The organism is Actinophytocola xanthii, from assembly GCF_001921205.1.
GTDB classification, from domain to species: Bacteria; Actinomycetota; Actinomycetes; order Mycobacteriales; family Pseudonocardiaceae; genus Actinophytocola; species Actinophytocola xanthii.
This window is the reverse complement of the sequence record NZ_MSIE01000031.1, coordinates 32,058-56,741: the sequence shown is the minus strand read 5'-3', so window position 1 is coordinate 56,741 and position 24,684 is coordinate 32,058. Positions and strand designations below refer to the sequence as shown.

The following is a 24,684-nucleotide window of genomic DNA, read 5'->3' as shown; positions in this document are numbered from 1 at the left end:
TACGCCATCGCAAGCGTCTGCAAGCCTAAGCTCGTGCTAGTTCGTTTGTTGCGTACTGATGTCTGGAACTTGCCGGGAACTGTCGAGTCTGCGTAGCATCCATTCATCCGATGTCTGATCGGACACGAAAGGCAGACATGCGAACCCTGCGCAGCATGGTCGGCCTTCTGGCGCTGCTCCTGGCCCTCGGCACGCTCATCGTGCCGGCGTCCGGCGCGGCGGCACAGGCGGTTGCGACCGACGTCCACCTCTTCTACTACCCCTGGTACGGCAGCCCGTCGGTGTACGGCTCCTACCGGCACTGGCAGCAGGGCGGGCACACCCCGCCCGACTCCCTCGGAGCCAACTTCTACCCCACCCTCGGCGCCTACGACTCCGGCGACACCGGCGTGCTCGACCAGCACATGGCCTGGGTCCGCCGCTCCGGCGCCGGCACGATCGTGACCAGCTGGTGGGGTCAGGGCTCCTATGAGGACAGTCTGACACCGAGGATCCTCGCCGCCGCCGAGCGGCACGGGGTCAAGGTCGCCTGGCACCTGGAGCCCTACGCGGGCCGCACCGCCGAGTCCACTGTGGCCGACATCGAGTACATCCGCTCCAGGTACGGCTCGAGCCCCGCGTACTACCGCGACGCCGCCCACGGCGACCGCGGCGCCTTCTACGTCTTCGAGAGCCTGCGGACCACCGACTGGGCGCCGCTCGCGCGGGTGCGTGAGCACAGCATCGTGCTGGCGCAGACCACCGACACCAGCAAGGTCGCCCACTTCGGCGGCATGTACACCTACGACGGCATCGCCGGGGCCACCGCCCCGGGCTGGAAGAACGCCGCGGACTACTGCCGGGCCAACGGGCTGGTCTGGGCGCCCTCGGTCGCCCCGGGCTACCTCGACGACCGCGCGGTGCCTGGCAACACCACCCCGACGGTGGACCGGGACGGCGGCGCCGCCTACGACCGGCAGTGGACCAACGCCCTGTCCCCGGAGACCGGTGGCGCGCCGACCTGGGTGTCGGTGACCTCCTTCAACGAGTGGCACGAGGGCTCGACGATCGAGCCGGCCCGCTCGGCGCCACCCGGTGGGCACGGCTACCTGACCTACGAGGGCGCCTACGGTCAGACCGGCGCGGCGGCGGAGACCGCGTACCTGGACCGCACCCGGTACTGGGTGGAGCGGTTCACCGGCGCCACTCCCCCGGCCAACCCGGACCTGGCCCGCGGCCGGCGGATCGAGGCCAGCAGCAACGTCCCCGGCTATCAGCCGGCCGCCGCCAACGACGGGAACCGGGCCACGTACTGGGAAAGCGCCAACCACGCGTTCCCGCAGTCGCTGACCGTGGACCTCGGTGCCCGGGCGGAGGTCGGACGGCTCGTGCTGTCGCTGCCCGCCTCCTGGGGGCCGCGCACCCAGACCCTCTCGGTGGGCGCCAGCGACGACGGCCGGACCTTCACCACGGTCGCCGGCTCCGCCGAGCACCGGTTCACCGCCGCGACGGGCAACACGGTCACGATCCCGCTCACCGCCGGCCAGCGCCGCTTCCTCCGGGTGACCGTCACGGCCAACACCGGCTGGCCCGCCGGCCAGGTCGCCGAGCTCGAGGCCTACCGCGTCTAGAAAGGACACCGATGTCCACCCTGCAGAGGCGCCGCCGCGTCGGCCTCACCGCCGCCGCCGTGGTCGCCGCCACGATCGTGCCCGCCGCCGCGGCACACGCCGGTTCGGTCATCCCGCCCGGCGACTACCAACAGATCCAGCTCGCCGCCGGCGGGGGCGAGCTCGGCGAGGCCATGTCGCTCGCCGTGCTGCCCAACCGCTCGGTCGTGCACACCGCGCGCGACGGCACCGTCCGCGTCACCGACGCCGCCGGTACCACCACCACCGCCGGCCGGCTCAACGTCTACACCCACGACGAGGAAGGCCTCCAGGGTGTCGGCGTGGACCCCGGCTTCAGCACCAACCGCTTCATCTACCTCTTCTACTCCCCCGCACTGTCCACACCGGCCGGAGACGCGCCGACGGAGGGCACGCAGGCGGACTGGGACCGGTGGAAGGGCGAGATGCGCCTGTCCCGCTTCGTGCTCGCCACCAACAACACCCTGGACCTGGCGAGCGAGCGCGTCGTGCTCAGTGTGCCCAACGACCGCGGCCAGTGCTGCCACGTCGGCGGGGACATCGACTTCGACGCGGCCGGCAACCTCTACCTGACCACGGGCGACGACACCAACCCGTTCCAGTCCGACAGCTACACCCCGATCGACGAGCGGGCCAACCGCAACCCGCAGTTCGACGCGCAGCGCTCCTCGGGCAACACCAACGACCTGCGGGGCAAGGTGCTGCGGATCAAGGTCGCCCAGGACGGCTCCTACACGATCCCGGCGGGCAACCTCTTCCCGCCCGGCACGGCGGGCACCAGGCCCGAGATCTACGCGATGGGCTTCCGCAACCCGTTCCGGATGAGCGTGGACAAGGCGACCGGCATCGTCTACCTGGGCGACTACGGACCCGATGCCGGTGCCACCAACCCCAACCGCGGCCCGGGCGGACAGGTCGAGTTCAACCGGATCACCAGCCCCGGCAACTACGGCTGGCCGTACTGCACGGGCACGAACACCCCGACCGAGACCTACAACGACTACCAGTTCCCGTCCGGTCCCTCCGGCGCGAAGTTCGACTGCGCGGGCGGCCCCACCAACGACTCCTTCCGCAACACGGGCCTGCGCACCCTGCCGGCTCCCCGGCCGGCGTGGATCAGGTACGGCGGGGACAGCGGCACCCCGCCGGAGTTCGGCGGCGGCTCGGAGTCGCCGATGGGCGGCCCGGTCTACCGGTTCGACCCGAACCTCGGCTCGGCGGTCAAGTTCCCGCAGTCGCTCGACGGCCGCTTCTTCGCCGGCGAGTACGGCCGGCGCTGGATCAAGGCGATCGAGGTGACGAGCGGCGGCGGTGTCGGCGACATCGGGGCTTTCCCCTGGACGGGCACCCAGGTCATGGACATGGCCTTCGGCCCGGACGGCGCGCTCTACGTGCTCGACTACGGCACCGGCCAGAACAACCAGGCCCTCTGGCGCGTCGAGTACATCGGCGGGCAGAACCGCAACCCGGTCGCCAAGGCCACCGCCGACCGGACGTCGGGTCCGGCGCCGCTGACCGTGAACTTCTCCTCCGCCGGCAGCTCCGACCCCGAGGGCGGGGCGTTGACCTACCAGTGGACCTTCGGCGACGGCAGCTCGTCCACGGCGGCGAACCCGACCAAGACCTACACCACCAACGGGACCTACACCGCGACCCTCACCGTGCGGGACCCGCAGGGCCTGACCGGGTCGGCCAACGTGCAGGTCAGCGTCGGCAACACGGCGCCGACGGTCACGCTCTCCCAGCCGCCGAACGGCGCGCTGTTCTCCTTCGGGGACACGGTGAGCTTCCAGGTGAGCGTGTCCGACCCGGAGGACGGGACGATCAACTGCTCGCGGGTGAAGGTCCGCTACCTGCTCGGGCACGACAGCCACAACCACGAGCTCAGCTCGGTCACCGGCTGCTCGGGCACGATCGCCACCCCCGTCGACGGCGAACACGACCCGGCGGCGAACGTGTACGGCGTGCTCGACGCCGAGTACACCGACAACGGCGGCCTGACCACTCACAGCATCCGCACGCTCCAACCCCGACACCGGCAGGGCGAGCACTTCAGCGCCCAGTCCGGGATCGAGCTCGCCCAGCACGGCGGCGCGGAGGGCGGCGCGACGGTCGGCTTCGTCGACAACGGCGACTGGGTCTCGTTCACCCCGTACGCGCTGTCCGGGGCGGCGAGCCTGAGTGCCCGGGTGTCCTCGGGCGGCGCCGGCGGCACGCTCCAGGTCCGCGCCGGATCGGCGACGGGCACCCTGCTGGGGTCGGTCGGGGTGCCCAACACCGGCGGCTGGGACACCTTCACCACCGTCTCGACGCCGCTGACCGGAGCGCCCTCCGGCACCACCCAGCTGTTCCTGGTGTTCACCGGACCCACTGGCCAGGGCGCACTGTTCGACGTGGACGCCTTCACGCTGAGCCCCTCCGGGACGGCCACCACGCTCTCGGCCGAGGGTGAGGCGTATACCTCGACCGGCGGCGTGCAGCCGGCGGCCCACCCGCCGGCGAGCGGCGGCACCACGGCCGGCTACATCGACAACGGCGACTGGGCCGGCTACGCCCAGCTGTCGACGGCGAACGCCACGGCGTTCACCGCCCGGATCTCCTCCGCCGGCCCAGGCGGAACGATCACCGTGCGCTCCGACTCGCAGACCGGCCCCGTACTCGGCTCGGTCGCGGTACCCCCCACCGGCGACTGGGAGACCTTCCAGAACGTGTCGACCACCCTCACCGGCGGCTCCGGCCCCCTGTTCCTCACCTTCACCGGCGGCACCGGCGCCCTGTTCGACATCGACACACTGACACTCCACTACTAAGAAGTCGTTTCAGAATGAGCGGTGTGTCGGCTGGCAGTAGTTGATCAAGTTCGGGCATGGTGTCTTGGTGATCGAGGAGTTGGTGCCTGACACCTTGTGGCAGCGGGTGGAGCCGTTGTTGCCACCGAGGCCTCCGCGTCGAAGTCGGTATCCAGGCCGGTTGCCGGTTGATGACCGGGTCGCCTTGGCGGGGATCGTGTTCGTGCTCAAGACCGGCGTTGCCGCACGGACTCAGCTTCTGTCCGATTGGGGTTCCTCAGCGGACGCAGTTCATGTTGCTGCTGCCAGTGTCGTTCTCCGAACCTCGCTGGCAGCCGGATGTCTCGGTCAGGTTGGTCTGCATGAGTCTCGGTGAGACGTAGGTCGAGAAGCCTGCGCGTCGTGCGAAGCGGACGGATCGACGCTCGTACTTTGTGAATCCGAGCTTGGCGTACAGCTGACCGCCGGTTCAGCTCGTCATCGCCGCGCCGACATCGAACTGCGTGCCGAACGGGTCCGTGATGTTCGCGACCCGCCCGTAGATCATGTCGTAGGGCTCGGCCGAGCTCCCACCCGCGTCGACCGCTCGCCGCGCCGCCGCATCGGCGTCGTCCACCTGGAACAAGGTCCCCCAACGGGACTTTGTGGCCTTTGGGTCACCGGCGATGCCGCCGATCTCGTGGCCATCCGGTCTGCGCAGGAACGTGAAGTCGAGCTCAGGCATGTCCGGGTTGGTATCCAACGTGTAGCCGAAGACCGCGACGTAGAAGTCGCGCGCGGGCCCGGATTCCGCGGTGACCAGGTCGTTGCGGAGCAGGGCGTTCGGCTCGTTGACGATCTCGCAGCCGATGTGGGCACCGGCCTGCCACAGTCCACACTGCGCACCGGTGGTGTCCTTGATGATCGCCGTCCGGCCCTGGTCCAGCACGTCCATCGGACCGGTGATGATCGAACCGCCCGCGTCCCGCGCTCGGGCGGCCGCGGCGTCACAGTCATCCGTCGCGAAGTAGACGTTCCACCAGAAGTCCGTGGCGTCGGGATCGGGGTTCGGCCTGATGGCCGCGACGGGTCTGCCCCGTAGCAAGCACTGGGTGTAGTGGCCGAACTCCGCCGGTCCCACATCGAACTCCCAACCGAACAACGCGCCGTAGAAGGTCATCGCGCGGTCGAGATCCGGGATGCCCAGGTCGATCCAGGTCGGTGTGCCAGCCGGCTGCGTGGTGGTCAGCTCGCTCATCGTCTCTCCTTGTCGTGTCCCGATCTTGTCCCGCATGACCCCGGAACCTAATGTCTGATTCAGGAATCGTTGCACCTCGTCGTCGAGTTCGACTGGCCAGGTGCAGCCGCCGGGAACCCCGCCACCGGCTCTTCCGGATCCGATTCGGGATCCTTCGGTGTGCCCTCGCCATTTGACCCCGGACTTGGTGCGCGGGCAGCAGCCACCGCTGCGCGTCCGGACGGCAGCATGATGGCGATCGTCATCACCGCGACTCCGACCGCGCCAGTCGCGATCAAGAGGCTCTCGACGCTGATTACGTCCGCCAGCGGCCCGAACACGGCCATGCCGATCGGGTTGCCCAGTGCCATGACGACTGCGACATAGCTGAACACTCGACCGTGCTTCTCCGGCTCGACGGTCTCTTGGATCAGCGTCGTGAATGGCGTCGAGAACAACGGCACCAGCAGGCCAATCGTAAACATGAACCCGTAGAAGACCCACAGATTCGGGGCAACGCCCAGCAGCGTGATGAAGATCGCGAAGCCGTACGTGGCGAACAGGATCAACCCGATCCGGCTCCGTTTCGCGAGTATGGTTGCCACCAAGACACCGCCGAGCATCATGCCGACAGTGAAGGCGATCTGCAGCACGGCCAGCATCCATTTCTCGGAACCGAAGCTGCGGGCGATCAGTAGCGGGGTGATGAAGCCCGGCGCCCCGGTCAACACGAACATGATCGCGAACACGCCCATCAGCCAGCGGACGATCCCCCGCGACCAGATGTACCGCATTCCCTCCACCAGATCCTGGCGGCAGCTGGTCGTGGCCTGCGCCACTCGGGTCAGTGTGGGAACGCTGACTCGGGCGAGGAATCCGATCCCGATCACCGCTGTGACCACGTCGAGGAAGAATACCGGCACGATACCGGCCGCGGCGTAGATCGCCGCCGCGGCCGCCGGTGCCGCCAGCGCCATGATCGACTGGATGGTCTGGAACACCCCGTTCACCCGCATCAACTGATGGGGTGGCACGATCTGCGGGATCATCGCCTGCACGGTCGGCGTCTGTACGCCGGCGCCGAGCGATCGTACGCCGACCGCGAGCAAGATGAGCCACAGATCGGTGATGCCGTTCATCATCAACAGCGCCAGCATCAACGTGGCGGCAGCGATCCCGGCGTCGGCCGCCATCACCAGCCTCCGCCGATTGATCCGATCGGCCAGTACGCCGCCGAAGATCGACACCACCCCCTGCGGCGCGAATGCCGCAATCGCGTAGAGGGCGACGGCCAGACCGGACCGCGTCTCCAGAGTCACGTACCACATCACGGCGAACTGCACGATCATCGAGCCGAACAGCGACACCGTCTGTCCGGTCAAGAACAGCGCGACGTTACGCCGCCACGGTTCGGGCACCGCTGGTGCGGCGGTCTCGGTCCTGTTCTCCGCAGTCATGACCCCCGCCTGACTCCCGACTCCTATTTAGTGCTAAGATAGCACCTGCTAGTACTCACACAAAACAGACTCTGAACGTGGATGTGTCCATGCGCGGCGAACGCAGCTACGACGATCCGTGTGGTATCGCGCGGGCGCTCGACCTGGTGGGCGAACGATGGGCGCTGCTGATGGTCCGTGAGCTCGTCTTCGGACCCAAACGCTTCACCGATCTTCGCCGGGGACTGCCTGGGCCAAGCCAGAACGTCCTCGCGCAACGGCTCCGCGAGCTGCGGCGAGACGGCATCGTGGAACAGATCCGACTCGGGCCGCCCGCCGCCACCCAGGCGTACCGGCTGACCGAGCGTGGGCGCGGCCTCGAACCGATCCTGCTGGAGTTAGCCCGCTGGGGCAGTGACCTGCCGATCACATCCGGCGCGGAGTTGAGCACCGACGCATTGATGTTCGCACTCCGCGCGACCTACCGGCCGCGGACTCGCTCGACGCGACGTGTCGAGTACGAACTCCAGCTCGAGCCGGACCGGTTCCAAGTTGTCCTGGACGGTCCGGAGATCCAGGTCGCCCGCGCCGCCGCGGTCTCGCCGGACGCGGTAATCACCACCAGCCCGCCCATCCTGCGCGATCTGATCTATACCGGACGTCCGCTGGACCAGGCCATCGCCGACAACCTGATCATGATCGAAGGCAACCGGAGGGCCATCGTCCGGCTGATCGGCTCGTTCCGGCAGCCCCCGCTGCCGATCGATCCGGACGCCAGTACGCTCCCTCGCCCGAATGACGGCAGCTGAGCAAACCCACCGAAAATCGGAACCCACGCTCTAAGCCACCAATCACGAAGGACCAAGGAACAAAGAACAAGGAAAGCCCCTAGACCTCCCCGGGCTCCCTCGTATAGGCCGTCCCTAGCGCCAGATCGTCGGGGTCAAGAGTGGCGAAGCCATCGCGCAGCGACGCCGTCAGGCGCTCTTGAGGCCGACGATGTGGCGTTAGACCATTGTCGGCCGAGGGAGCCCTCACACGCCACACCGCTCCCTCGGCCGGAAATCGTCGTACTCCGGGCCATCGGTGTAAAGGGCGCCTTCGGCGTCGCTGACGCGAGCTCGCTTCGCTCGCCCCTTGACACCGATCCCCCGGAGCCACGAGACGGCCTGTACGAGGGAGCCCGGGGAGGTTAGGGGCTTTCCTTGTTCCCTGAGTGGAGGGCCTACCGTCCACCGTGGCGCCCGCGTGGGCGCCACGGTGACGGTTTTCGTGCCTCAGAACGCCTGGTTGGCGAAGCCCTTCTGGGCCACCTTCGACATCATTCCCGCCCACACGCTGCTGCTGGAGTGTGGGTCGCCGGTGACGGCCAGTCGGGACTTGGCCGTGTTGAAGGCGCTCTGGGTGAGCGGTCCCCAGTCGCCGTCGACGGCGAGGCCGGAGTTCATGAAGTTGTTGCACATGGCCTGGACGAACTTGGTGTCGCTCTCCGACCCCGTCTCACAGGTGGTCGGCAGGCCGCCGAAGTCGGCGTGGATGTGGTCGGCGTGCTCGGCGTTGTACCAGCCGTCGAGCACGAACCGGAACCGTCGCCGGGCCACCGCGTCCAGGGCGAGGTAGCGGCGGCGGATCTGCTGGGTGCCGGAGGCGTGCGCCCGGTCCAGCGGCGAGGTGGTCGTGCCGTTGGACCAGCGGATGTGGTCGATGTCCATCGCCGTGCCCGCCCCGTGCTGACCGGCCTTGTTGACGTAGAAGCCGGCCGAGACGACGTAGGACACGCTGCCGTAGGCCGAGGAGAGGCTGCGCAGGTCGCGGATCCACAGCACCAGCCGGTCGTAGAACGCCTGGGTCGCGTTCCAGTTGCGGGTGGTGGTGTTGCCGCGGTTCGTCCGCCAGTAGTAGACCGGGGTGCCGTCGATGTTGCTGAAAGTGATCATGGTTGCCTCTCCCTCAGACCGTCGCCGACACGATGCGGCCATCGACCAGCCAGTAGGAGCGGTCGCCGACCGTCCCCAGGGCCTGGGCCTCCTGCGGTACCGGCACCGGGCGGCGGTCGGCGCCGACCACGCCGGTCACCGCGCCGGACCCGCCCATGGCGTTGCCGACCCAGCGGATTCCCGCACCGGTCGTCGCGAGCGAGCGCACCGCCACGTCCACGAGCTGGGCGCTGGGTGTCCAGTCCAGACCGTCCGGTGAGGTCGCCACCGAGCTCCCGGAAGCGTCCACCGTCGACACCGTCCACCCGTCCGCGCCGCCGGCCACCGCCGAGGCGGTCCACTGGTCGGTGTAGGCGAGCCCGGTGGTCGGGACGAGCGCCCACCCGGCGGCGTCGCGGCGGACCACGATCCGCTGCCTTGGCGCGCGTTCGAGGGTCAGGCTGGCGCCGACCGCGAGGGCCGCCGAGCCGTAGCTGCCCACGACCGTGAGGTGCCCGTCGAGCCCGGTCAGCTCGCTGGTCCGGCGCCAGGCCAGACCGTCCACCGACTCCCACACCGACGGCACCGACCGGGCACCGTCGCTGGTGGCGCCGACCGCGACGAGCCCGCCGGGCGCCGTCGTCATGTCGTTGACCTCGGCGCCGCCCAGGCCGGTCGTCGCCCGGGCGGTGCCGTCGGCGGCGACCAGGACCCAGCCCTCGGCACTACGGCCGAGGGTGTGCACGGCGCCGCCGAGCAGGCCGAGGCCGACCGCTCGGTCCACCTTGGCCGGTGCCGCGGCGGCGGTGCTGGCCGATGCGGTGCCGTGGAGCGCTGTGCCGGTCGCGGCGGCGGCACCGAGACCGGCTACGGCACCGACGAAAGAACGCCTGGTCAGGCGTGATCCGGAGGATGTCATGGGGGGAACTCCTCGCGTCGGGAGGTGGGCCCCGCGGAACGGGCCCTGCAGGGGGAAGATCCGCAGGCCCTCAGCGAACCGTGCCCGAGTGTCCCTCGGCAACGAAATACCGAGATACTTTGTGAACAGTTGCCAGATTTCGAGTGGACGGCGAGAGGCCGGCCAGCCGGCCGGAAGGCGGGAGCGGACCCCCAATGTCAACCGCTCCCGCCGAGCCCGGTTCCCCGAACAGCGTGACCATCGAGAACACTGCGGCCGTCCGTCCTCGTTTCGTCCTCGCGTCGTCACAGCCGTCGGAGGACTCGGCCTCGCTGGTCCCGGCGGTAGCATCGAGACGCCCTGAAGCCTGCTGGGAGGCGGCGGACGTGGAGTTTCGGGTGCTGGGGCCGTTGGAGGTCAGCTCAGAGGCAGGCAGGGTCATGCTGCCCAGCCCTCGCCATCAGCGGGTGCTGGCCGCGCTGTTGCTCGCACCGAACTCGGTGGTACCGACGGCGAGGCTGGTGGAGGCGATGTGGGACCGCGAGCCGCCGGCGACCGCCACCAAGCAGGTCCAGAACTGCGTCTCCGCGCTCCGCGAACGCCTCGGGCGGGGCAGCGCGGTCATCGTCACCGACGGTCCGGGGTACCGGATCGTGGTGTCGGACTCCGAGCTCGACGCCCTGCGGTTCCACCGGGAGCTCGAGACCGCCCGGCGGCGGGCGGCCGAGGGGAGCCACCGTGCCGCGGTGCTCGCGGCGCGCGCGGCGCTGCGACTGTGGCGCGGTCCCGCCTTGGCCGGGCTCGACGCCGTCGCCCTGGCCGGTCCGGTCATGCGGTTGAACGAACAGCGGCTCCACGCCATCCGGCGGTGCGCGGACTGGCAGCTCGAGCTCGGCGAGTACGACAGGGTCGTCGAGGAGCTGACCGAGGTGGTCGCGCAGCACCCCCTCGACGAGGGCGCGCACGCACGGTTGATGACCGCGCTCGCAGCCAGCGGCCGGCAGGGGGACGCCCTCGCCGTACACCAGGCCCTGCGGACCCGCCTCGTCGAGGATCTGGGCGTGGACCCCGGCGCCGAGGTACAGGCCGCACACGCACGGATTCTCGCGGCACCACCACCGGTGCCCCGTGCGCCGGGCACGTCCGTCGCCCCCTCGCCGCAGGCACCCCCGGTCCGGCGGGACCCGGCGGTCGAGGATCTCGCCGTGGCCGTCACCCGGCAGTGGACGGCCGAGGCACAGCGCCGCTCCCTGCACCGGCCCGAGCCGGTACCGCTGCGCTGGTGCAGCACAGCGCGACCCGTCTCGGCGCGGACGGGCGTTCCAGCAGGCCGCGCCGTCGAACCCGACCAGACCGACATCGTGGCGACGTTCCGTCAGGCGCCCCACCGACAGCTCGTGATCCTCGGTGAGCCCGGCGCGGGGAAGTCGGTCATGGCGATCCAGCTGACCCTGGGGCTCCTGGCGGACCCGGAACCGGACGAGCCGATCCCCGTGCTGCTGCCGGTCGCGTCCTGGGACCCGCACCGGGAACACCTGCACCAGTGGCTGACCGCCCGACTGCTCGAGGACTACCCCGGCCTGGCGAACACCGCCGAGTACGGCCCCGACGCGGCTGCCCGCCTGGTCCTCGACGGGAGGATCATCCCGATCCTGGACGGCCTGGACGAGACGCCCCCGGCACTGCACGCCGCCGCGATCGAGGCCATCGACCACGCGGTCACCGCTGGTCGCCCCCTGGTGGTGACGTGCCGCACCACGGAGTACGAACGCGCCGTCACGAGAACCGGATCCCTGCTCACCCGAGCGACCGTGGTCGAGATCGAGCCGGTCGACCTCGAGGCCGCCATTCGCTTCCTCACCGCACGGGCCCGAGCGGGCGACACCCGCTGGGACCCGGTCGTCGACCACCTGCACCAGAACCCCACCGGCCCGCTCGCCCAGGCGCTACGCACCCCGTTGATGATCGACCTGGCCCGGGCCGCCTACGCGAGCCCGAGCGCGGACCCGCGCGAACTGTGCGACACCGCTCGGCTCGACGACGCGGAGCGGATCGAGGAACACCTGCTCGACGCCTGTCTGCCCACCGCCTACGCCGACCGGCCCCCGCCGCCGCGGGGTCGGCCACGGCTGCGCCGGTCCTACGACTCCGCCCAAGCACGACGATGGCTCGCGTACCTGGCCCGGCACCTGCACGAGCAGCGGACCTACGACCTTGCCTGGTGGCGCCTGGACCGGGCGGTGCCTCCACAGCTCATGTGCCTGATGCTCAGCGCCCCGGCCGCCGTCGTCTTCGGCCTCACCGGCTGGGTCGCCGCCGGCCCGCGTGAGGGCGCGGTCTACGGGTTGGCCTTCCTCGCCGCCGGGTACGTCGCCCACCGGACAGGGCACCGTCCCGGTCCACTGCGCGCGGAGCTCCGCCTGCGCGGAACCGGCGGGCGTTATCTCCGGAGGTTCGTCGCGGGGGTGTCCATCGGGGTCGCCTTCGGTCTGCCGTGGTCGCTGTCGGTCCCCCACACGATGCTGCTCGCCGCCGTCTTCGGGCTCGCCGTCGGAACCCACATCTGGCTGGACACGCCCGTCGACGTGGACCGCGTCACCAGTCCGACCACTGTCCTGCGCGGTGACCGCAGGGCCGCCTGGATCGTCACCCTCTCCTTCATGGCCTCCCTCGGCCTGTTCTACGGCATGTGCTTCAGCCATCCGCAGCGCGTTCCCCTGGCCGTGATCCTCGACGGCGAGTTCAGCCTCGTCCTGGCCTTGTCCAGCGGCCTGACCTCGGGCCTGGTCGGCCGGTTCCTCCTCGGCAGGCCGGGTGCGCTCTGCTACGGCCTGGCCGGCGCCGTCGTCGGTGGCCTGTTCTTCCCCCGGGCGACGAGCCTCGAGCACGCCGTCGCCGCCGGCGTCCTGTTCGCGGTCGCCGTCGGGCTGTCCGTCTGCCTGGCCCGAGCGTGGGGCGCGTTCGCCGTGGCGCGCCTGTACCTGGCCGGCCGAGGACACCTGCCGCTCCGGCTCATGCGGTTCCTCGAGGACGCCCACCGCAGGGAGATCCTCCGCCAGGTCGGCGCCGTCCACCAGTTCCGCCACGGCCGGCTCCAGGACCGCCTCGCCCGACGGGCGGAAACCCGCTCTCCGCTGGGGTCGGCGGCCATGGTGGAAGGGACGTCCTCGTGAACCCCGGCGAGTTGGTGCCCGCGATGAGCGGGAGGGCGTGGCGGGTCCCGCCCCGGAGCCTGGTCGAGGTCATCGACGTCGAGGGCAGCCAGACCGGCGACGTCTTCGCGGTCCCGACCGACGACCTCGAGGACGGGCTGAGCAACGGCCGCACGTTCGACTACGGCGAGAGCATCCGGCTGACCACGGGTTCGGTGTTGTACTCGCGCCGCAGCCGCCCGTTGCTGACGATCGTGGAGGACGAGGTCGGCACGCACGACTTCCTGTGGGCGCCGTGCAGCCAGGAGATGTACGAGATCGGGTACGGGGTGACCGAACCGCACCCGAACTGCCTGGACAACCTGACCGCGTCGCTGGGCGGGTTCGGGGTACCGGCGGCGACGGTGACGATCGCGTTCAACGTGTTCATGAACGTGGCCGTCGGGCAGGACGGCGGGCTGGCGATCCTCCCGCCGGCCACCGCGGCGGGCCAGAGCGTGACCTTCCGGACCGAACGCGAGCTGCTCGTGGCGGTCACCGCCTGCGCGGCGACGACCGCCAACGGCGGCGCGGCGAAACCGCTGCGGGTCAGGATCACCGAGGGAGCCGGGTCACCGACGCAAGGCCGCGCCTAGGCGTCGGATGATCTCGGCCTCGGCGGGGTTCTCGCCGACGGGGGCGTGTTCGGTGATCGCCGCGCCGACGACATCGTCCACCTGGGAGACCAGCTCGACCAGTCGCGAGGACCGGACGCCGTTCGCCTCGGGATAGCAGACCGAGCCGAACTCGGTGGGATCGAGCACGTCCAGGTCGATGTGGACGTACGTCGGGCCGGAGAGGCCGTCGAACGCCGCCTCCAACTGCTCGACACCGTGCACGCGGAGACCGGTCCGGCGGAGGTACTCGCGTTCGCCGGCACCGCCGGCCCTGACCCCGGCAAGGATCATCTGTGCTGGAGCCAGTGTCGACGTCGGGGTCAGCGCGGAGGGCCCGTCCCCGAGGAGCGTGCGCACGACCATGCCGTGGAACGCCCCCGAAGCCAACTCCCCCGGCCCGTACACGTCGGGATGCGCGTCGATCCACAGCACCGTCAGCTCGTCGCCGAAGCGGCGCCGAGCCGCGGCGATCGGCGCGACGTCCACTCCGCAGTCGCCGCCGACGGTGATCACGAAATCGTCGATCTCCGAAAGCACGTCACCCGTCCGCCTCAGGTTCTCGACCAGCTTCCGGGAGGCGCGGATCCCGTCCACGATGTTGCCGTCGGCAACGTCATCGGCACCGCCGTCGGCAACGTCATCGGCAACGGGTACCGAGACCACGGTGTCCGCCGGCACCAACTCGGCGGTCCGGTAGGCACCGGGAACCAACGCCGGTGCCCTTGTCGAAGCGGATCCCTGCCATTGCGGCACACACAGGACTGTCGTCATGACTGTTCTCCGAGGGGATGAGATGGTCCGGGACCGCGATCCCGGTCGGTCGTCGGTCAACGCGACGACGGATCCGTCCATCCCGCTCGGTTCTGCCGCAGCAGGCGCTGCATCTCAGCCGTGTGCGCGGGTAACTCCACCTGGCAGTACACCTACCTAGGCGACGTACACGTCCCGGCGGCGCGCCTGCGGCCGGTTGCCTGCGGCGGCTCGGGGGCGGCGCGGGCGGATGGCCGGGCCCACGGGCACGGTGACCGTCAGCACCCGCTCGCCGTGCCAGTCCTCTCGCTGGTCCTGGCGCTCCTCGACCGGCTCGGAGCGGTCCTCGAGCAGGCACGCGAGCGCGATCATGCTGCCGGCGAACCAGAGGTTGAGCCAGTCGTTGGCGGACAGCGACAGGGAGGTAGTCTCCGTGCTGATCACGAAGTGCCACAGGACGTAGAGCACGGCGCCGCCGATCAGGAACCACCGCGTTCCTCGAGCGCTGCCCACCACGGCGAAGCCGACCACCCCGAACGCGAGGTACACGACCCCCGAACCGCTGCCCGCCGCCAGGCTCATCGCCCCCGCCAGCACGAACACAGCGGCAATCGCGGCGACGGCGAGCCGCCCCGTGTTCTCCCTCATCTACCGATCCTCCCGGCCCATCGTCCTCGGTGCGACCCGGATGCCCCGCCCCGCTGTGGATCAAACCAGCGCGCGTGGCGGATCTCCGTTCGCCGACCCCCCTGCGATAGATCGTCTTGCTGTGGAGGACGTGACGGGGTGGGCGAAGGTTCCCCGGCACGGGGGAGTTGTCGCCGAACGGCGGTCAGGACCGGGGACGGTCGCCGGCCTCGGCGGCGCGGGCGTGCAGGCGCTCGCGGATCTCGTCGGGGGTGTAGGCACGGCGGCGCCGTTCGCCGCGGGCGATGACCGCGCCGGTGGCCGCGACACCGGCCAGCCCCGCGACGCCCAGGATCTTCCACCAGCGCATGCGCCTACGCTACAGGGATGGCCGACCCGCTCGCGCTCGACGACGCCGTCGAGTTGACCCGCACCGGGGACCTGTGGCTGTTCCGCGGTCGCAGCGCCGCCGACCGCACGATCCGGATCACCACGAACAGCCCGGTCAACCATGTGGGGATGGCCGTGGTCCTGGAGGACCTGCCGCCGCTGATGTGGCACGCCGAGCTCGGCCGCGCGCTGCCCGACCTGTGGAGCGGCGGGCAACACCGCGGGGTGCAGCTGCACGACCTGCGCGAGGCCGTCGTCCAATGGACCGGCCGCTACCGCCAGCGGGCCTGGCTGCGCCAGCTCGACCCGGCCGCGACCGCGGAGATGGAGGACGCGGTGCTCACCACGATCGCCCGGCTCGACGGAACCCCGTTCCCCTCCACCGTGAAGCTGTTCTCGCGCTGGCTCTACGGCCGGGTGCCCCTCCCCCGGCGCGGCGTGCGCGAGGGCAGGCTCGAGACCGCGTACTGCGCCGAGGTCGTCGCGACCACCTACCAGGCGATGGGCCTGCTCCCGGCCGGCCGCCGAACCAACTGGTACGACCCGGGGCGGTTCTGGAGCGGCGACAACCTCCGGCTCGACCACGGGATGCGGCTCGGCGAGGAGATCGCGGTCCTCACTTGATGAACTGGGGCAGCACCCGGGGAGGCCAGGAGCCCACGCGGAAGATCCCCATCGAGTACGCCTTGGAGATGAGCGCCGGCCGGTTCTTGACCTTGAACCGGCGCAGCAGCGTCGTCACGTGGTACTCCACGCCGCCACGGCTGAGGTAGAGCGTCGCGGCGAGCTGGACGGTGGACACGCCGGCCCCGATCCCCTCCAGGATCCTGGCGTCGACCTCGGTGAGCAGCCTCCCGGCCGGCTGGGCCTCGCCACCGCGGCCGTCCAGGTCCACCAGCACGACGACGCCGTCGAGCCAGCCGTTCCGGTCGGTGACGCCGAAGCCGGTCAGCTCGCCGGTGACCGCCGGGGCGCCGCGACGCATCAGCACGACCCGCTCGGCGAAGCGCGTTCCCGGGTCGTCGGCCACCCGGGACAGCTGCTCGGCGACCCGAGGCCGGTCGTCCGGGTGCAGCAGCTCGCACAGGTCCCGGCCCAGCGTGTCCGGCCGGGACCGGCCGAACTGGCGCAGGAAGTCCGGGTTCGCCTGGACCACCCGCATCCCGCGGTCCAGCCGGGCCACGCAGGCGCCGGAGCGCTCGAAGAAGGAGCGGAACACGTCGGCTCCGTTGTCCGGGAGCCATCCGGACGACGGAGCCTCGTCGGCTACCTCGACGAACTCGGCGAACTCGGCGAGCGACCCATCAGCCATGCTTGGGACCCAACCTCTCCTCATCGACGGTGTGAAGCTCCGCCACCACCGCGGACGGTGGCGACGGCCGGAGCATCTCGGCCAGCTGCCGCCGGCCGGTCAGGGCGAGCTTGCGATAGACCCCGGTCAGCCGTGCCTCGACGGTCCGGGTGCTGACCGACAGGTGCCGGGCGATCTCGGGGTTGGCGAGGCCGGCCGCCGCGAGGACGGCGATCCGCTCCTCCCCCTCGGCGAGCCGCCCGGCGCCCGGTGGGAACACCGGCGGAGCGGCCGACCGGGCGGCCGAAGCGAACGGCGTTCCCCCCAGCAGCGAGACGGCCTGGGCCAGGTGCGCCGTGGAGCCCTCGCCGCCGGCTCGTGCGGCCAACAGGTGCACGTGACCGAGGGTGGCCGGCGCGCCCCAGCGCCGGGCCCGGTCGAGCGCGTCACGCACCAGCCGGGCCGCGGCCGCGGTGTCCCCGAGAGCGCTGTGGGCGAGGGCCGCCATCGAGCGCCAGTGGGACAGCGCGGGGCTGTTCCACCCCCGGGCGGCGAGCCCGCGACCACAGTCGAGGAAGTAGGGCAGCGCCCCCCTCGGGTCGGCCAGCGCCATGCGCAGGCTGCCCCGGACGAACTGCAGGCCCGCCCACCCCGCGCCGTCGGCGGCGCCCGCCGGCAGCTCCGCGGTCAGGAGGCGCTCGGCCGACTCGACCTGCTCGGCCGCGAGGCGGCGGGCGGCGTCGACCGCCACGGCCGCCGCGCGCAGGCGGGGGTGCAGGGTCTCGAACGGCACCTCGGCCCGGGCGCTGTCGACGTCCTCGCCGGCCCTCGCGGGGTTTCCCCGGCCCAGCTCGACCCGGGCCCGTTCGAGCAGCGCCAGCGCGGCGGGCGTCCGCGCGTTCAGCCGGCGGGCATCGACGAGCACCTGGTCCAGGCCGCGCACCGCCTGGTCGAGGTCGCCGGCGCACCGCAGTGCCCGGCAGGCGTGGATCCGGGCCGCGAACGGCGTGGCCGGGCCGGTCGCCCGCAGGGCGGTCGCGGCGAGCTCCCGCGCGCGGGTGCGCCGCCTCCCCCGCGCGGCCAACCGCCAGGCCAGGACGCCGGCCACGACCGGGTCGGCCGACACCTCGGGCAGCTCCGGCAGAGCGGGCAACGCCGGCAGGACCGGGTCGGTCGCGCTGTCCTCCACCGCGAGCCGCCCGAGGGCGGCCAACGCGGCGGACCCGTCCGCTCCGGGGGCGTTGCGGCGTCGGTGGGCGGCGACGGCGCGGTGCACGGCGGGTGTGTTCCCGCCGCACGCCAACAGGTCGGCGGCCCGGACGAGCACCTCCTCCGGCACATCGGCTCCCGCCTCGAGCAGCGCCTGCTCCAGCCTGGCGTCGGCGGCCCGCCCGCCGGTGGCGAGCGCGAGGTCGACGAGCAGGGCCGGCCGCTCGGTGCCGGCGTCCTCTCGCAGGGCACGGGTCAGCAGCGCCGTGGCGGCCCCGCGGCCGCCCGCCGCGAGGCGGCGGGCGGCCACCCGGCGCAGCAGCGGGACGACCCACGTCCCGTGCACTGCCGGCGCGGCCGTCAGCAGCTCGGCGACGTGCTCGTCCGGGATGGCGGCGTCCCGGCCGAGCTCGGCCGCGCGGCGGGCGAGCGCGGCGCGTTCGGTCACGGTCATCGCCTCGAGCACGCCGGCGGCGACCGCACCGTCCGCCAGTCGGGGACGTGTGCCGTCCACGGCCAGGCCGAGCCGCACGAGCAGCTCGAGGGCGGCCGGCACCGGCAACGTCCGCGGCGCCGCCAGCGCGGCCACGACGTCGAAGTCCACCACCTCCCCGCAGACCGCCATGGCGCGGACGAGCGCGAGCGCGTCGTCGGGGAGCCTTCCGATCACCGGCTCGACCCGGGCGCGGTCCGATTCCTCGCACGCGACGAGCAGCAGCGGCGCCTGCGAGACCCGGCCGGTCATCGCCCGCCACCAACGACGTGAGCCCGGATCGGCCCACTCGAGGCCCTCGACCGTGAGCAGCAACGGGTGCCGGGTGGCGAGCGCGAGGAACTCGGCGCACAGGCGGGAGACCGCGGCCGCCGGCGCCGCGCTCCTCCTCAGTGGACACACAGCGAGGCGGTGCCCGACGCCCCGGAGCGTGGCGGCCAGCTGGGACACCATCGCGTAGGGCAGGTCCGCCTCCGCCGGGGTGCACCGGGCCGATGCCGCGAGCACGCCGGCCTGGTCGGCGACGGCCAGAGCGGCGTCGAGCAGCGAGGGTGAGCCCGACACGGTCACCACGCCCGACCCGCGGCAGGAGGCAAGCGCCCGGACCTTACCCAGGAGTCGCTCGACCTCGGCCTCCCGTCCGGCACGGCGCAGGGGGCGGGGCACACCAGCGCCAGCCCTCATGTTTTCCCGCCTCCGCCGCCGACTGCTACCGAACGTGACTGTTGTCGTCCGGCAAGCGGTGTAGTCGCCGAACCGCCTGTGACCCGGGTAACACGGAGTGTATGAGCGACCATGTGGGTTTGCAACAGATCTATTTGGTTTTGTGTTTGTTTGCGGGGTGAACGATTCTGCGCGGCGTCGTGATCAGGACTAGGGTTTCCCCGGTCCCCCACCGCTTCACTGGTACCGAACCGGCTCGAGCGAGGGGTGTGAGGATGACCGTCGCCACCACGTCGACGACCGACCCGCGACACGCGGAACGCGACTACCGCGACCCGACGCACCGGATGTCCCAACTGCTCGACACCGGTTCGCTCCAGCTCGTGGACGCACGGCCGGGGCTGGGCGTCGCGGTCGCCCGAGGACGGGTCGAGGGCCGCCCGGTCATCGTCTACTGCACCGACGGGAGCCGGATGGGCGGCGCGATCGGGGTCGACGAGTGCCCGGTGATCGTGGACGCCATCGACGCAGCCGTGCGCGACCGGTGCCCGGTCATCGGCGTGTGGCACTCCGGCGGGGCCAAGCTCGCCGAGGGGGTCCGCGCGATGGACGGCATCGGGCGGATGTTCGCCGCCATGGTCCGCGCGTCCGGCCGGGTGCCGCAGCTCTCGCTCGTCCTGGGGCCCGCCGCCGGCGGTGCCGCCTACGGTCCCGCGCTGACCGACCTCGTGGTGATGTCCGAGGCCGGGCGGGTGTTCGTCACCGGCCCGGAGGTGGTCCGCTCGGTCACCGGTGAGCAGGTGGACATGGCCGGGCTCGGCGGGCCGGAGGCACACAGCCGCAAGTCCGGGGTAGTGCACGTCAGCGCGGACAGTGAGGCCGAGGCGTTCGCCCGCACCCGCGAGCTGGTCACCCTGCTGGACCGGCCCGGCCGGTTCGACCTCGACCGGCTGCGCACCCCGGTTCCGTTGCGCCGGCTGCTGCCCGAGTCGGCGAGGCGGGCCTACGACGTCCGGCCGCTGGTTCGCGCGATCCTGGACGAGGACGCGCCGGGGTTCCTCGAGCTCCAGCCGAAGTGGGCGCCCAACGTGGTCGTCGGCCTCGGCCGGCTCGGCGGCGGCACGCTCGGCGTGATCGCCAACAACCCGCTGCGCAAGGGCGGCTGCCTGGACTCGCTCGCCGCGGAGAAGGCCGCGCGCTTCGTCCGCATGTGCGACTCGTTCGGGATACCGCTGCTGGTGCTCGTCGACGTCCCCGGCTACCTGCCGGGGACGGGGCAGGAGTGGAACGGCGTGGTGCGCCGGGGCGCCAAACTCCTGCACGCCTTCGCCGAGGCGACGGTCCCCCGCGTCACGCTGGTGACGAGGAAGTCCTACGGCGGCGCCTACATCGCGATGAACTCCCGCTCCCTCGGCGCCACGGCGGTCCTCGCCTGGCCGGAGTCGGAGGTGGCCGTGATGGGCGCGGGTGCCGCCGTGGACATCCTCCACCGCAAGCGCCTCGCCGCGACACCCGAGGCCGAGCGCCCCGCCCTGCGCGCCGCGCTGGTCGCCGAACACGAGCTCGTCGCCGGCGGCGTCGCGATGGCCATGGAGATCGGCGTGGTCGACGAGGTCATCGATCCCACCGTCACCCGGCTGCGGCTGGGCGAGGTGCTGGCCGCGGCTCCCGCACACCGCGGCCAGCACGGGAACATCCCGCTCTAGCCGACGTAGTCGGGCAGCACCCGGGGCGGCCAGGAGCCCACGCTGAACAGGCCCATCGAGTACGCCTTGGACACCAGCGCGGACCTGTTGCGCACCTTCATCGAGCGCAGCAGCGCCGTCAGGTGGTACTCCACGCCGCCGCGGCTGAGGTAGAGCAGGGCGGCGAGCTGCACGGTGGACGCGCCGGAGGCGACCCCCTCCAGGATCCGAGCGTCCATATCGGACAATAACTTCTTGTGGCCCACCAACGCCGTGGTGCGCTCGTCCCGTTCCGGTCGCATGAGGACCATGAGACCGTCGACCCGTCCGGCGTCGCCGTGGACGGCCAGTCCGGTCAGCTCACCCCCGAAGACGGACCCGGCCGAGCGCATGGCGAGCACCCACTCGACGAAACGGGACCGCTGGCCATCCAGCAGCCGGGTGAACTGGTGAGCGACCTGACCGCGGAAGCTGGGGTGCAGCAGGTCGGGCAGGCCGTGCCCGCGCAGCTCCGCCACCGGTCGCCCGAACGCCGCGACGAAGTCGACACTGGCCTCGACCACCCGGAGCTTGTCGTCGAGGAACGCCGCGCGGATGCCGGAGCGGTCGAAGAACGCGCGGAACACCCCGCCGCCTCCCTCGGCCCCCCGCCGGGGTCGCACCTCGTACGCGACACACGAACGATCGTTCATGATTCGTCCCTCTCGCCTGGCGGAGAACTACTTTCCCGATGCTATTCATAGAAAACAAAACAGACCAACACAAAGCCAAGCCGCAACGGGATACTGCGGTTTTCCCCGGATTCGGGTTCGGTGCTGCGGACCAGCCCGAAGGATGCGGTTCGGCCTGGTCGCGCCCGGTACGGCCACGCCGGCTCGGGATTCGGTCGGTGCGGAGATTCGCTCGGACGATAGTTCGGTACGGTGCGGGCCGCCCACCGCGAAACCGGGTTCGGTGCGGTTTCGCCGCGGCACGACACAGAAACAGAAACGTTGAGCGCGAGCGATGTGGTCAGACGCCGGGTCAGTCGTTGTCCGGTATCGCGCCGAAGCGCTCGACGAGCGCCGCTCGGCCGGGGATACCGAGCTTGCGGTAGACGCTGGTGAGGTTCTTCTCCACGGCGCGGTTGGTCACCCCGTGGGCCTCGGCGATCCGCCGGTTGGTCCACCCGCGCAGGACGAACGCGACGACGGCGTCCTCGGTCCTGGTCAGCCTCTCCCGGCCGGTCCGCAGAATCCGGGGCACGGGGTCGTGATGACCGGCCGCGCGCGTCTCCTGGTGCCAGCCGACACCGCACTGGGCGGCGATCCGCTCCCCCTCGGCCAGCAGGTCGGACGCGCCGGCGAGCCCGGCGGCCCGAAGGGTCCGCCCGAGGATGACCGAGGTCCTGGCCAGCTCGAGGCGGTCGGCCGACCGGAGCAGCACCTCGTGTGACTCCCGCAGGAGATCAAGCCCTTCCGGGCCCCCCATGAGGACTCCACGCAACCGCAGTGCGCGGCCGAGCGGCGCGGGCGCCCCCCAGGCCCGCGCCGCCCGCTCCTCCTCCTCGGCCAGAGCGCCGGCGGAGTCGAGGTCGCCCAGGCGGCGGTGCAGCATGGCGGCCCACACCCGCCAGGGCGCACAGCTCGGCCCGTTCCAGCCGGTTCGGGCGAGCAGCCGACCACAGGCGAGGAACCCCGCCAGGGCCGCGGCCGGTTCGCCGCTCAGGCTCTCGACCATGGCCAGCGCCAGCCGATGTGCCACGGCCGCCCGGGGGTCGCCACTACGCGCGGCCGCGGCACCCGCCCGGCGGCCCAGCTCCACGTCGCGGGTCTGGAGCGCGACCGAGGTCAACGCGACGACGGCCATGGCCGAGGCCTCGGCAGCGGCGGGATCCCGGGTCTCGACGACGGTCTCGGCCAGCTCCCGGGCACCGGCCAGTCGCCCGGTCGCGGCCAGCAGCAACGCCCGCTCAGCCGAGACGAGCGCCCGGGCGCCGACCGCGTCCTGGCGCCTGGCCTCCCCGTCCGCGGCGTCCAGCCACCGCTCGAGCGCGGCGACCGCCTCGACGACCGTCGCCGCGTGGACGAGCACCGGGAGGGCGGTTGAGGCGTGTGCGGGGTCGGCCGGCTCGCGCTCGAGGATCCGTTCGACCAACGACCCCACCCGTCCCGCCGGGACGCCGGCGGTTAGCACCGCCGCGTAGGCCAGCACGGCCAGCAGCTCGCGGCCGCCTCCCGAGCCAACGAGCTCGTCGACCTCCGCCCCCCGCAGTCGGTCCAGGTGACGCGCGAGGTCCGCGGCGTCCAGAAGGGACATTCGGCGGACCCGGGCCTCCAACCGGAGGGCCAGGTCCGGGCGGCTTGCCAGGAGGACGGGGTCGGTGACCTCGTCGGCCGCCCGCCGGACCACCTCGGCGAGCGCGGGGTCGGCGGCGGCGAGCGCGGGATGCACGCACAGGACCGCCGACGCGCGTTCCGCCCCCGTCCGCAGGTACGGCAGCGCCGCCACGACGTGCTCGGCGGCGGACACCGGGTCCACCGCGCGTTCGGTGGCGGCCAGGTCGACGAGCAGGCCTGCCCGCTCCGGCCCGTCGTGCGGCGTGCTCAGCAGTGCTGCTCGGAGGTATCGGGCGGCGGTCTGGACCGCACAGCGGTCCAGGGCGGCACCGGCCGCCTGGCGCAGCACCTCGACCTCCCGGGGCGCGAACCCCGAACCGACGAGCAGGAGCTGGTCGGCCACGAGCTCCGCCGGGCGGCCGGCCGCGTGCAGCAGCCGCGCCGCCGACCGGTGCAGCCGTCGCCGGGTCTCGACGGTCATGGTCACGGCGACCGCGTCGCGCAGGGTGGCGTGGACCAGCCGCGGCGGCTCGGTGTCCGCGAGCAGCCCCAGCCTGTCCATCGCCTGCACCGCCGACTTGTACGCCACCCGGTCCATCCCGGCCAGATCCTGGAGCAGGTCGGGTACCGCCGCCTCGCCCAGCACCGCCAGTGCGTGAGCGAGGTCCCGGACCTCCGGCGGCGCCGCCGCGAGCCAGGCCATCCGCCGTTCGGTGAGCAGCGGCTGGAGGACCGCCTCGAGGTCCACACCCGACGGAAGACCGACGCCGGGGAGCCCGTCTCGCACCTGCGCCACCGCGGCCGGGTTGCCGCCGGTCACCGAGTGGCACGCCAGGGCGAGCCGGGGATCGTCACCGGCCGGGCCGTCCGCCAGCAGCGCGCCTACCGCCTCCCGGGACAGCGGGGCCGGTTCGAGGGTGAGGCTGGCCGCGGTCGCGACGTCGGCGAGAAACAGGGGCTCGCTCGCCTCGCGGTTCTCGGACACGGCCACCACGAGCAGGATGCGCGCCCGACGAAGTCTCGTGGCGAGGTAGGCCACCCACCGCAGCGACGGCGCGTCGACCCACTGCAGGTCGTCGACCACGACCAGCACCGGCCGATCCTCGCTGAGGTTCACCACGAGCGAGTGCAGAGCGTGGAACACGGTTTCCGAGGCCAGATGAGATCGCGACCAGGGCTGCTCGACGAGCAGCCGACGGCTCGCTCCCGCGGCACCGCGGAGCCAGCCGGTTATCCCGGCTTCGGAACCGTGCGCGAGCAGCGGCTGGAACAGCTGCTGCACCGCGCCGAACCCGAAGTCCTGCTCGGACGGTGTGCCGTCGGCTCGTAGCAGGTGGAACCCGGTGGCGGACGGGGACGCGGCAACCGCGTCGAGCAGTGCCGAGCGCCCGACCCCGGGCGGGCCGGAGACGACCACCAGCCCGCCGCGGCCTGTGCCCGCGGCATCCAGTGCCGTCTCGACCGCCGCCAGCTCGTGATCGCGCTCTAGTAAGTACACCGCGACGGAGTGTAAGTAAACGATTATGGGGTTACAAGGGTTTGTTTGGTTTTGCATGGGTTTCCCGGT

Annotated in this window: 18 protein-coding genes and 1 pseudogene; 8 read left to right on the top strand and 11 right to left on the bottom strand. The window is 71.8% G+C overall.

All coding sequences use genetic code 11. From position 1 onward, the window contains the following. Nucleotides 1-155 precede the first annotated feature (155 nt). From BU204_RS17800 to BU204_RS42160, 3 genes and pseudogenes are all read left to right on the top strand, one after another. The gene (locus BU204_RS17800; RefSeq protein WP_198942907.1) at nucleotides 156-1,610 is read left to right on the top strand and encodes a discoidin domain-containing protein; all 1,455 of its coding nucleotides are present in this window, start codon (nucleotides 156-158) and stop codon (nucleotides 1,608-1,610) included. Between the two features lie 11 nt (nucleotides 1,611-1,621). Next, nucleotides 1,622-4,438, top strand: coding sequence for a carbohydrate-binding protein (locus tag BU204_RS17790; RefSeq protein WP_075126813.1), 2,817 nt, complete (start codon nucleotides 1,622-1,624; stop codon nucleotides 4,436-4,438). A gap of 67 nt (nucleotides 4,439-4,505) precedes the next feature. Then, nucleotides 4,506-4,658 (top strand): annotated as a pseudogene (locus BU204_RS42160) (transposase); the annotation flags it as partial. Between the two features lie 228 nt (nucleotides 4,659-4,886). Here the strand turns inward: BU204_RS42160 and BU204_RS17780 are convergent. Together BU204_RS17780 and BU204_RS17775 are read right to left on the bottom strand one after the other, a co-directional pair. Further along, complete coding sequence (locus tag BU204_RS17780; protein ID WP_075126812.1) at nucleotides 4,887-5,654, bottom strand: VOC family protein; 768 nt, start codon at nucleotides 5,652-5,654, stop codon at nucleotides 4,887-4,889. A gap of 59 nt (nucleotides 5,655-5,713) precedes the next feature. Further along, nucleotides 5,714-7,090: an MFS transporter gene (locus BU204_RS17775; RefSeq protein WP_083661402.1), complete on the bottom strand. Its 1,377-nt coding sequence runs from the start codon at nucleotides 7,088-7,090 to the stop codon at nucleotides 5,714-5,716. 77 nt (nucleotides 7,091-7,167) lie between these two features. Between BU204_RS17775 and BU204_RS17770 the strand changes: the two genes are divergently transcribed. Beyond that, nucleotides 7,168-7,878 carry a winged helix-turn-helix transcriptional regulator gene (locus BU204_RS17770; protein WP_233160390.1) on the top strand — a complete coding sequence of 237 codons (711 nt, stop codon included), beginning with the start codon at nucleotides 7,168-7,170 and terminating at the stop codon, nucleotides 7,876-7,878. A gap of 468 nt (nucleotides 7,879-8,346) precedes the next feature. Here the strand turns inward: BU204_RS17770 and BU204_RS17765 are convergent, their stop codons facing one another. Both BU204_RS17765 and BU204_RS17760 read right to left on the bottom strand, forming a co-directional pair. After that, entirely contained in the window at nucleotides 8,347-9,006 is a 660-nt protein-coding gene (locus BU204_RS17765) for an extensin family protein (RefSeq protein WP_075126810.1), read from the bottom strand. Nucleotides 9,007-9,019: 13 nt separating this feature from the next. Continuing rightward, a complete protein-coding gene (locus tag BU204_RS17760) occupies nucleotides 9,020-9,904 on the bottom strand; it encodes a hypothetical protein (protein WP_075126809.1) in 885 nt (294 codons plus the stop codon). Between the two features lie 377 nt (nucleotides 9,905-10,281). Here BU204_RS17760 and BU204_RS17755 point away from each other — a divergent pair, with 377 nt between their 5' ends. Then, a complete protein-coding gene (locus tag BU204_RS17755; protein WP_233160389.1) occupies nucleotides 10,282-13,056 on the top strand; it encodes an AfsR/SARP family transcriptional regulator in 2,775 nt (924 codons plus the stop codon). Then, a complete protein-coding gene (locus BU204_RS17750) occupies nucleotides 13,053-13,670 on the top strand; it encodes an urea carboxylase-associated family protein (protein ID WP_075126807.1) in 618 nt (205 codons plus the stop codon). The genes BU204_RS17755 and BU204_RS17750 overlap by 4 nt, the downstream gene beginning before the upstream one ends. On the opposite strand, the gene BU204_RS17745 is transcribed toward BU204_RS17750, so the two are convergent. The 3 genes from BU204_RS17745 to BU204_RS40785 form a co-directional block, all read right to left on the bottom strand. Continuing rightward, on the bottom strand, nucleotides 13,647-14,462 hold the full coding sequence (locus BU204_RS17745; protein ID WP_075126806.1) for an arginase family protein: 816 nt from the start codon (nucleotides 14,460-14,462) through the stop codon (nucleotides 13,647-13,649). The genes BU204_RS17750 and BU204_RS17745 overlap by 24 nt on opposite strands. A gap of 156 nt (nucleotides 14,463-14,618) precedes the next feature. Next, nucleotides 14,619-15,089, bottom strand: a complete 471-nt coding sequence (locus tag BU204_RS17740) for a DUF4383 domain-containing protein (RefSeq protein ID WP_075126805.1) — start codon at nucleotides 15,087-15,089, stop codon at nucleotides 14,619-14,621. Between the two features lie 184 nt (nucleotides 15,090-15,273). Next, nucleotides 15,274-15,438 (bottom strand): hypothetical protein, encoded by a 165-nt coding sequence (locus tag BU204_RS40785; RefSeq protein WP_198942906.1) that lies wholly within the window; start codon nucleotides 15,436-15,438, stop codon nucleotides 15,274-15,276. 17 nt (nucleotides 15,439-15,455) lie between these two features. On the opposite strand from BU204_RS40785, the gene BU204_RS17735 reads away from it, so the two are divergent. Beyond that, nucleotides 15,456-16,082 carry a hypothetical protein gene (locus tag BU204_RS17735; protein WP_075126804.1) on the top strand — a complete coding sequence of 209 codons (627 nt, stop codon included), beginning with the start codon at nucleotides 15,456-15,458 and terminating at the stop codon, nucleotides 16,080-16,082. On the opposite strand, the gene BU204_RS17730 is transcribed toward BU204_RS17735, so the two are convergent. Together BU204_RS17730 and BU204_RS17725 are read right to left on the bottom strand one after the other, a co-directional pair. Next, the gene (locus BU204_RS17730) at nucleotides 16,075-16,770 is read right to left on the bottom strand and encodes a PAS domain-containing protein (protein WP_083661400.1); all 696 of its coding nucleotides are present in this window, start codon (nucleotides 16,768-16,770) and stop codon (nucleotides 16,075-16,077) included. The two genes, BU204_RS17735 and BU204_RS17730, sit on opposite strands and share 8 nt — an antisense overlap. Beyond that, entirely contained in the window at nucleotides 16,763-19,135 is a 2,373-nt protein-coding gene (locus tag BU204_RS17725; RefSeq protein WP_083661399.1) for a helix-turn-helix transcriptional regulator, read from the bottom strand. Before BU204_RS17725 ends, BU204_RS17730 begins: the two co-directional genes overlap by 8 nt. Nucleotides 19,136-19,389: 254 nt before the next feature. On the opposite strand from BU204_RS17725, the gene BU204_RS17720 reads away from it, so the two are divergent. Beyond that, nucleotides 19,390-20,820 carry an acyl-CoA carboxylase subunit beta gene (locus tag BU204_RS17720; RefSeq protein ID WP_075126802.1) on the top strand — a complete coding sequence of 477 codons (1,431 nt, stop codon included), beginning with the start codon at nucleotides 19,390-19,392 and terminating at the stop codon, nucleotides 20,818-20,820. On the opposite strand, the gene BU204_RS17715 is transcribed toward BU204_RS17720, so the two are convergent. Beyond that, the gene (locus tag BU204_RS17715; protein WP_083661398.1) at nucleotides 20,817-21,491 is read right to left on the bottom strand and encodes a LuxR family transcriptional regulator; all 675 of its coding nucleotides are present in this window, start codon (nucleotides 21,489-21,491) and stop codon (nucleotides 20,817-20,819) included. The genes BU204_RS17720 and BU204_RS17715 overlap by 4 nt on opposite strands. Nucleotides 21,492-21,822: 331 nt before the next feature. Then, on the bottom strand, nucleotides 21,823-24,615 hold the full coding sequence (locus tag BU204_RS41945; protein WP_075126801.1) for an ATP-binding protein: 2,793 nt from the start codon (nucleotides 24,613-24,615) through the stop codon (nucleotides 21,823-21,825). Nucleotides 24,616-24,684: the final 69 nt, after the last annotated feature.

Coding starts and splice junctions, on each gene's coding strand:
- BU204_RS40785 (WP_198942906.1), bottom strand. CDS start 15,438: ATGCGCTGGTGGAAGATCCTGGGCGTCGCGGGGCTGGCCGGTGTCGCG.
- BU204_RS17800 (WP_198942907.1), top strand. CDS start 156: ATGGTCGGCCTTCTGGCGCTGCTCCTGGCCCTCGGCACGCTCATCGTG.
- BU204_RS17745 (WP_075126806.1), bottom strand. CDS start 14,462: ATGACGACAGTCCTGTGTGTGCCGCAATGGCAGGGATCCGCTTCGACA.
- BU204_RS17740 (WP_075126805.1), bottom strand. CDS start 15,089: ATGAGGGAGAACACGGGGCGGCTCGCCGTCGCCGCGATTGCCGCTGTG.
- BU204_RS17730 (WP_083661400.1), bottom strand. CDS start 16,770: ATGGCTGATGGGTCGCTCGCCGAGTTCGCCGAGTTCGTCGAGGTAGCC.
- BU204_RS17790 (WP_075126813.1), top strand. CDS start 1,622: ATGTCCACCCTGCAGAGGCGCCGCCGCGTCGGCCTCACCGCCGCCGCC.
- BU204_RS17775 (WP_083661402.1), bottom strand. CDS start 7,090: ATGACTGCGGAGAACAGGACCGAGACCGCCGCACCAGCGGTGCCCGAA.
- BU204_RS17735 (WP_075126804.1), top strand. CDS start 15,456: ATGGCCGACCCGCTCGCGCTCGACGACGCCGTCGAGTTGACCCGCACC.
- BU204_RS17720 (WP_075126802.1), top strand. CDS start 19,390: ATGACCGTCGCCACCACGTCGACGACCGACCCGCGACACGCGGAACGC.
- BU204_RS17765 (WP_075126810.1), bottom strand. CDS start 9,006: ATGATCACTTTCAGCAACATCGACGGCACCCCGGTCTACTACTGGCGG.
- BU204_RS17715 (WP_083661398.1), bottom strand. CDS start 21,491: ATGAACGATCGTTCGTGTGTCGCGTACGAGGTGCGACCCCGGCGGGGG.
- BU204_RS17780 (WP_075126812.1), bottom strand. CDS start 5,654: ATGAGCGAGCTGACCACCACGCAGCCGGCTGGCACACCGACCTGGATC.
- BU204_RS17760 (WP_075126809.1), bottom strand. CDS start 9,904: ATGACATCCTCCGGATCACGCCTGACCAGGCGTTCTTTCGTCGGTGCC.
- BU204_RS17725 (WP_083661399.1), bottom strand. CDS start 19,135: ATGAGGGCTGGCGCTGGTGTGCCCCGCCCCCTGCGCCGTGCCGGACGG.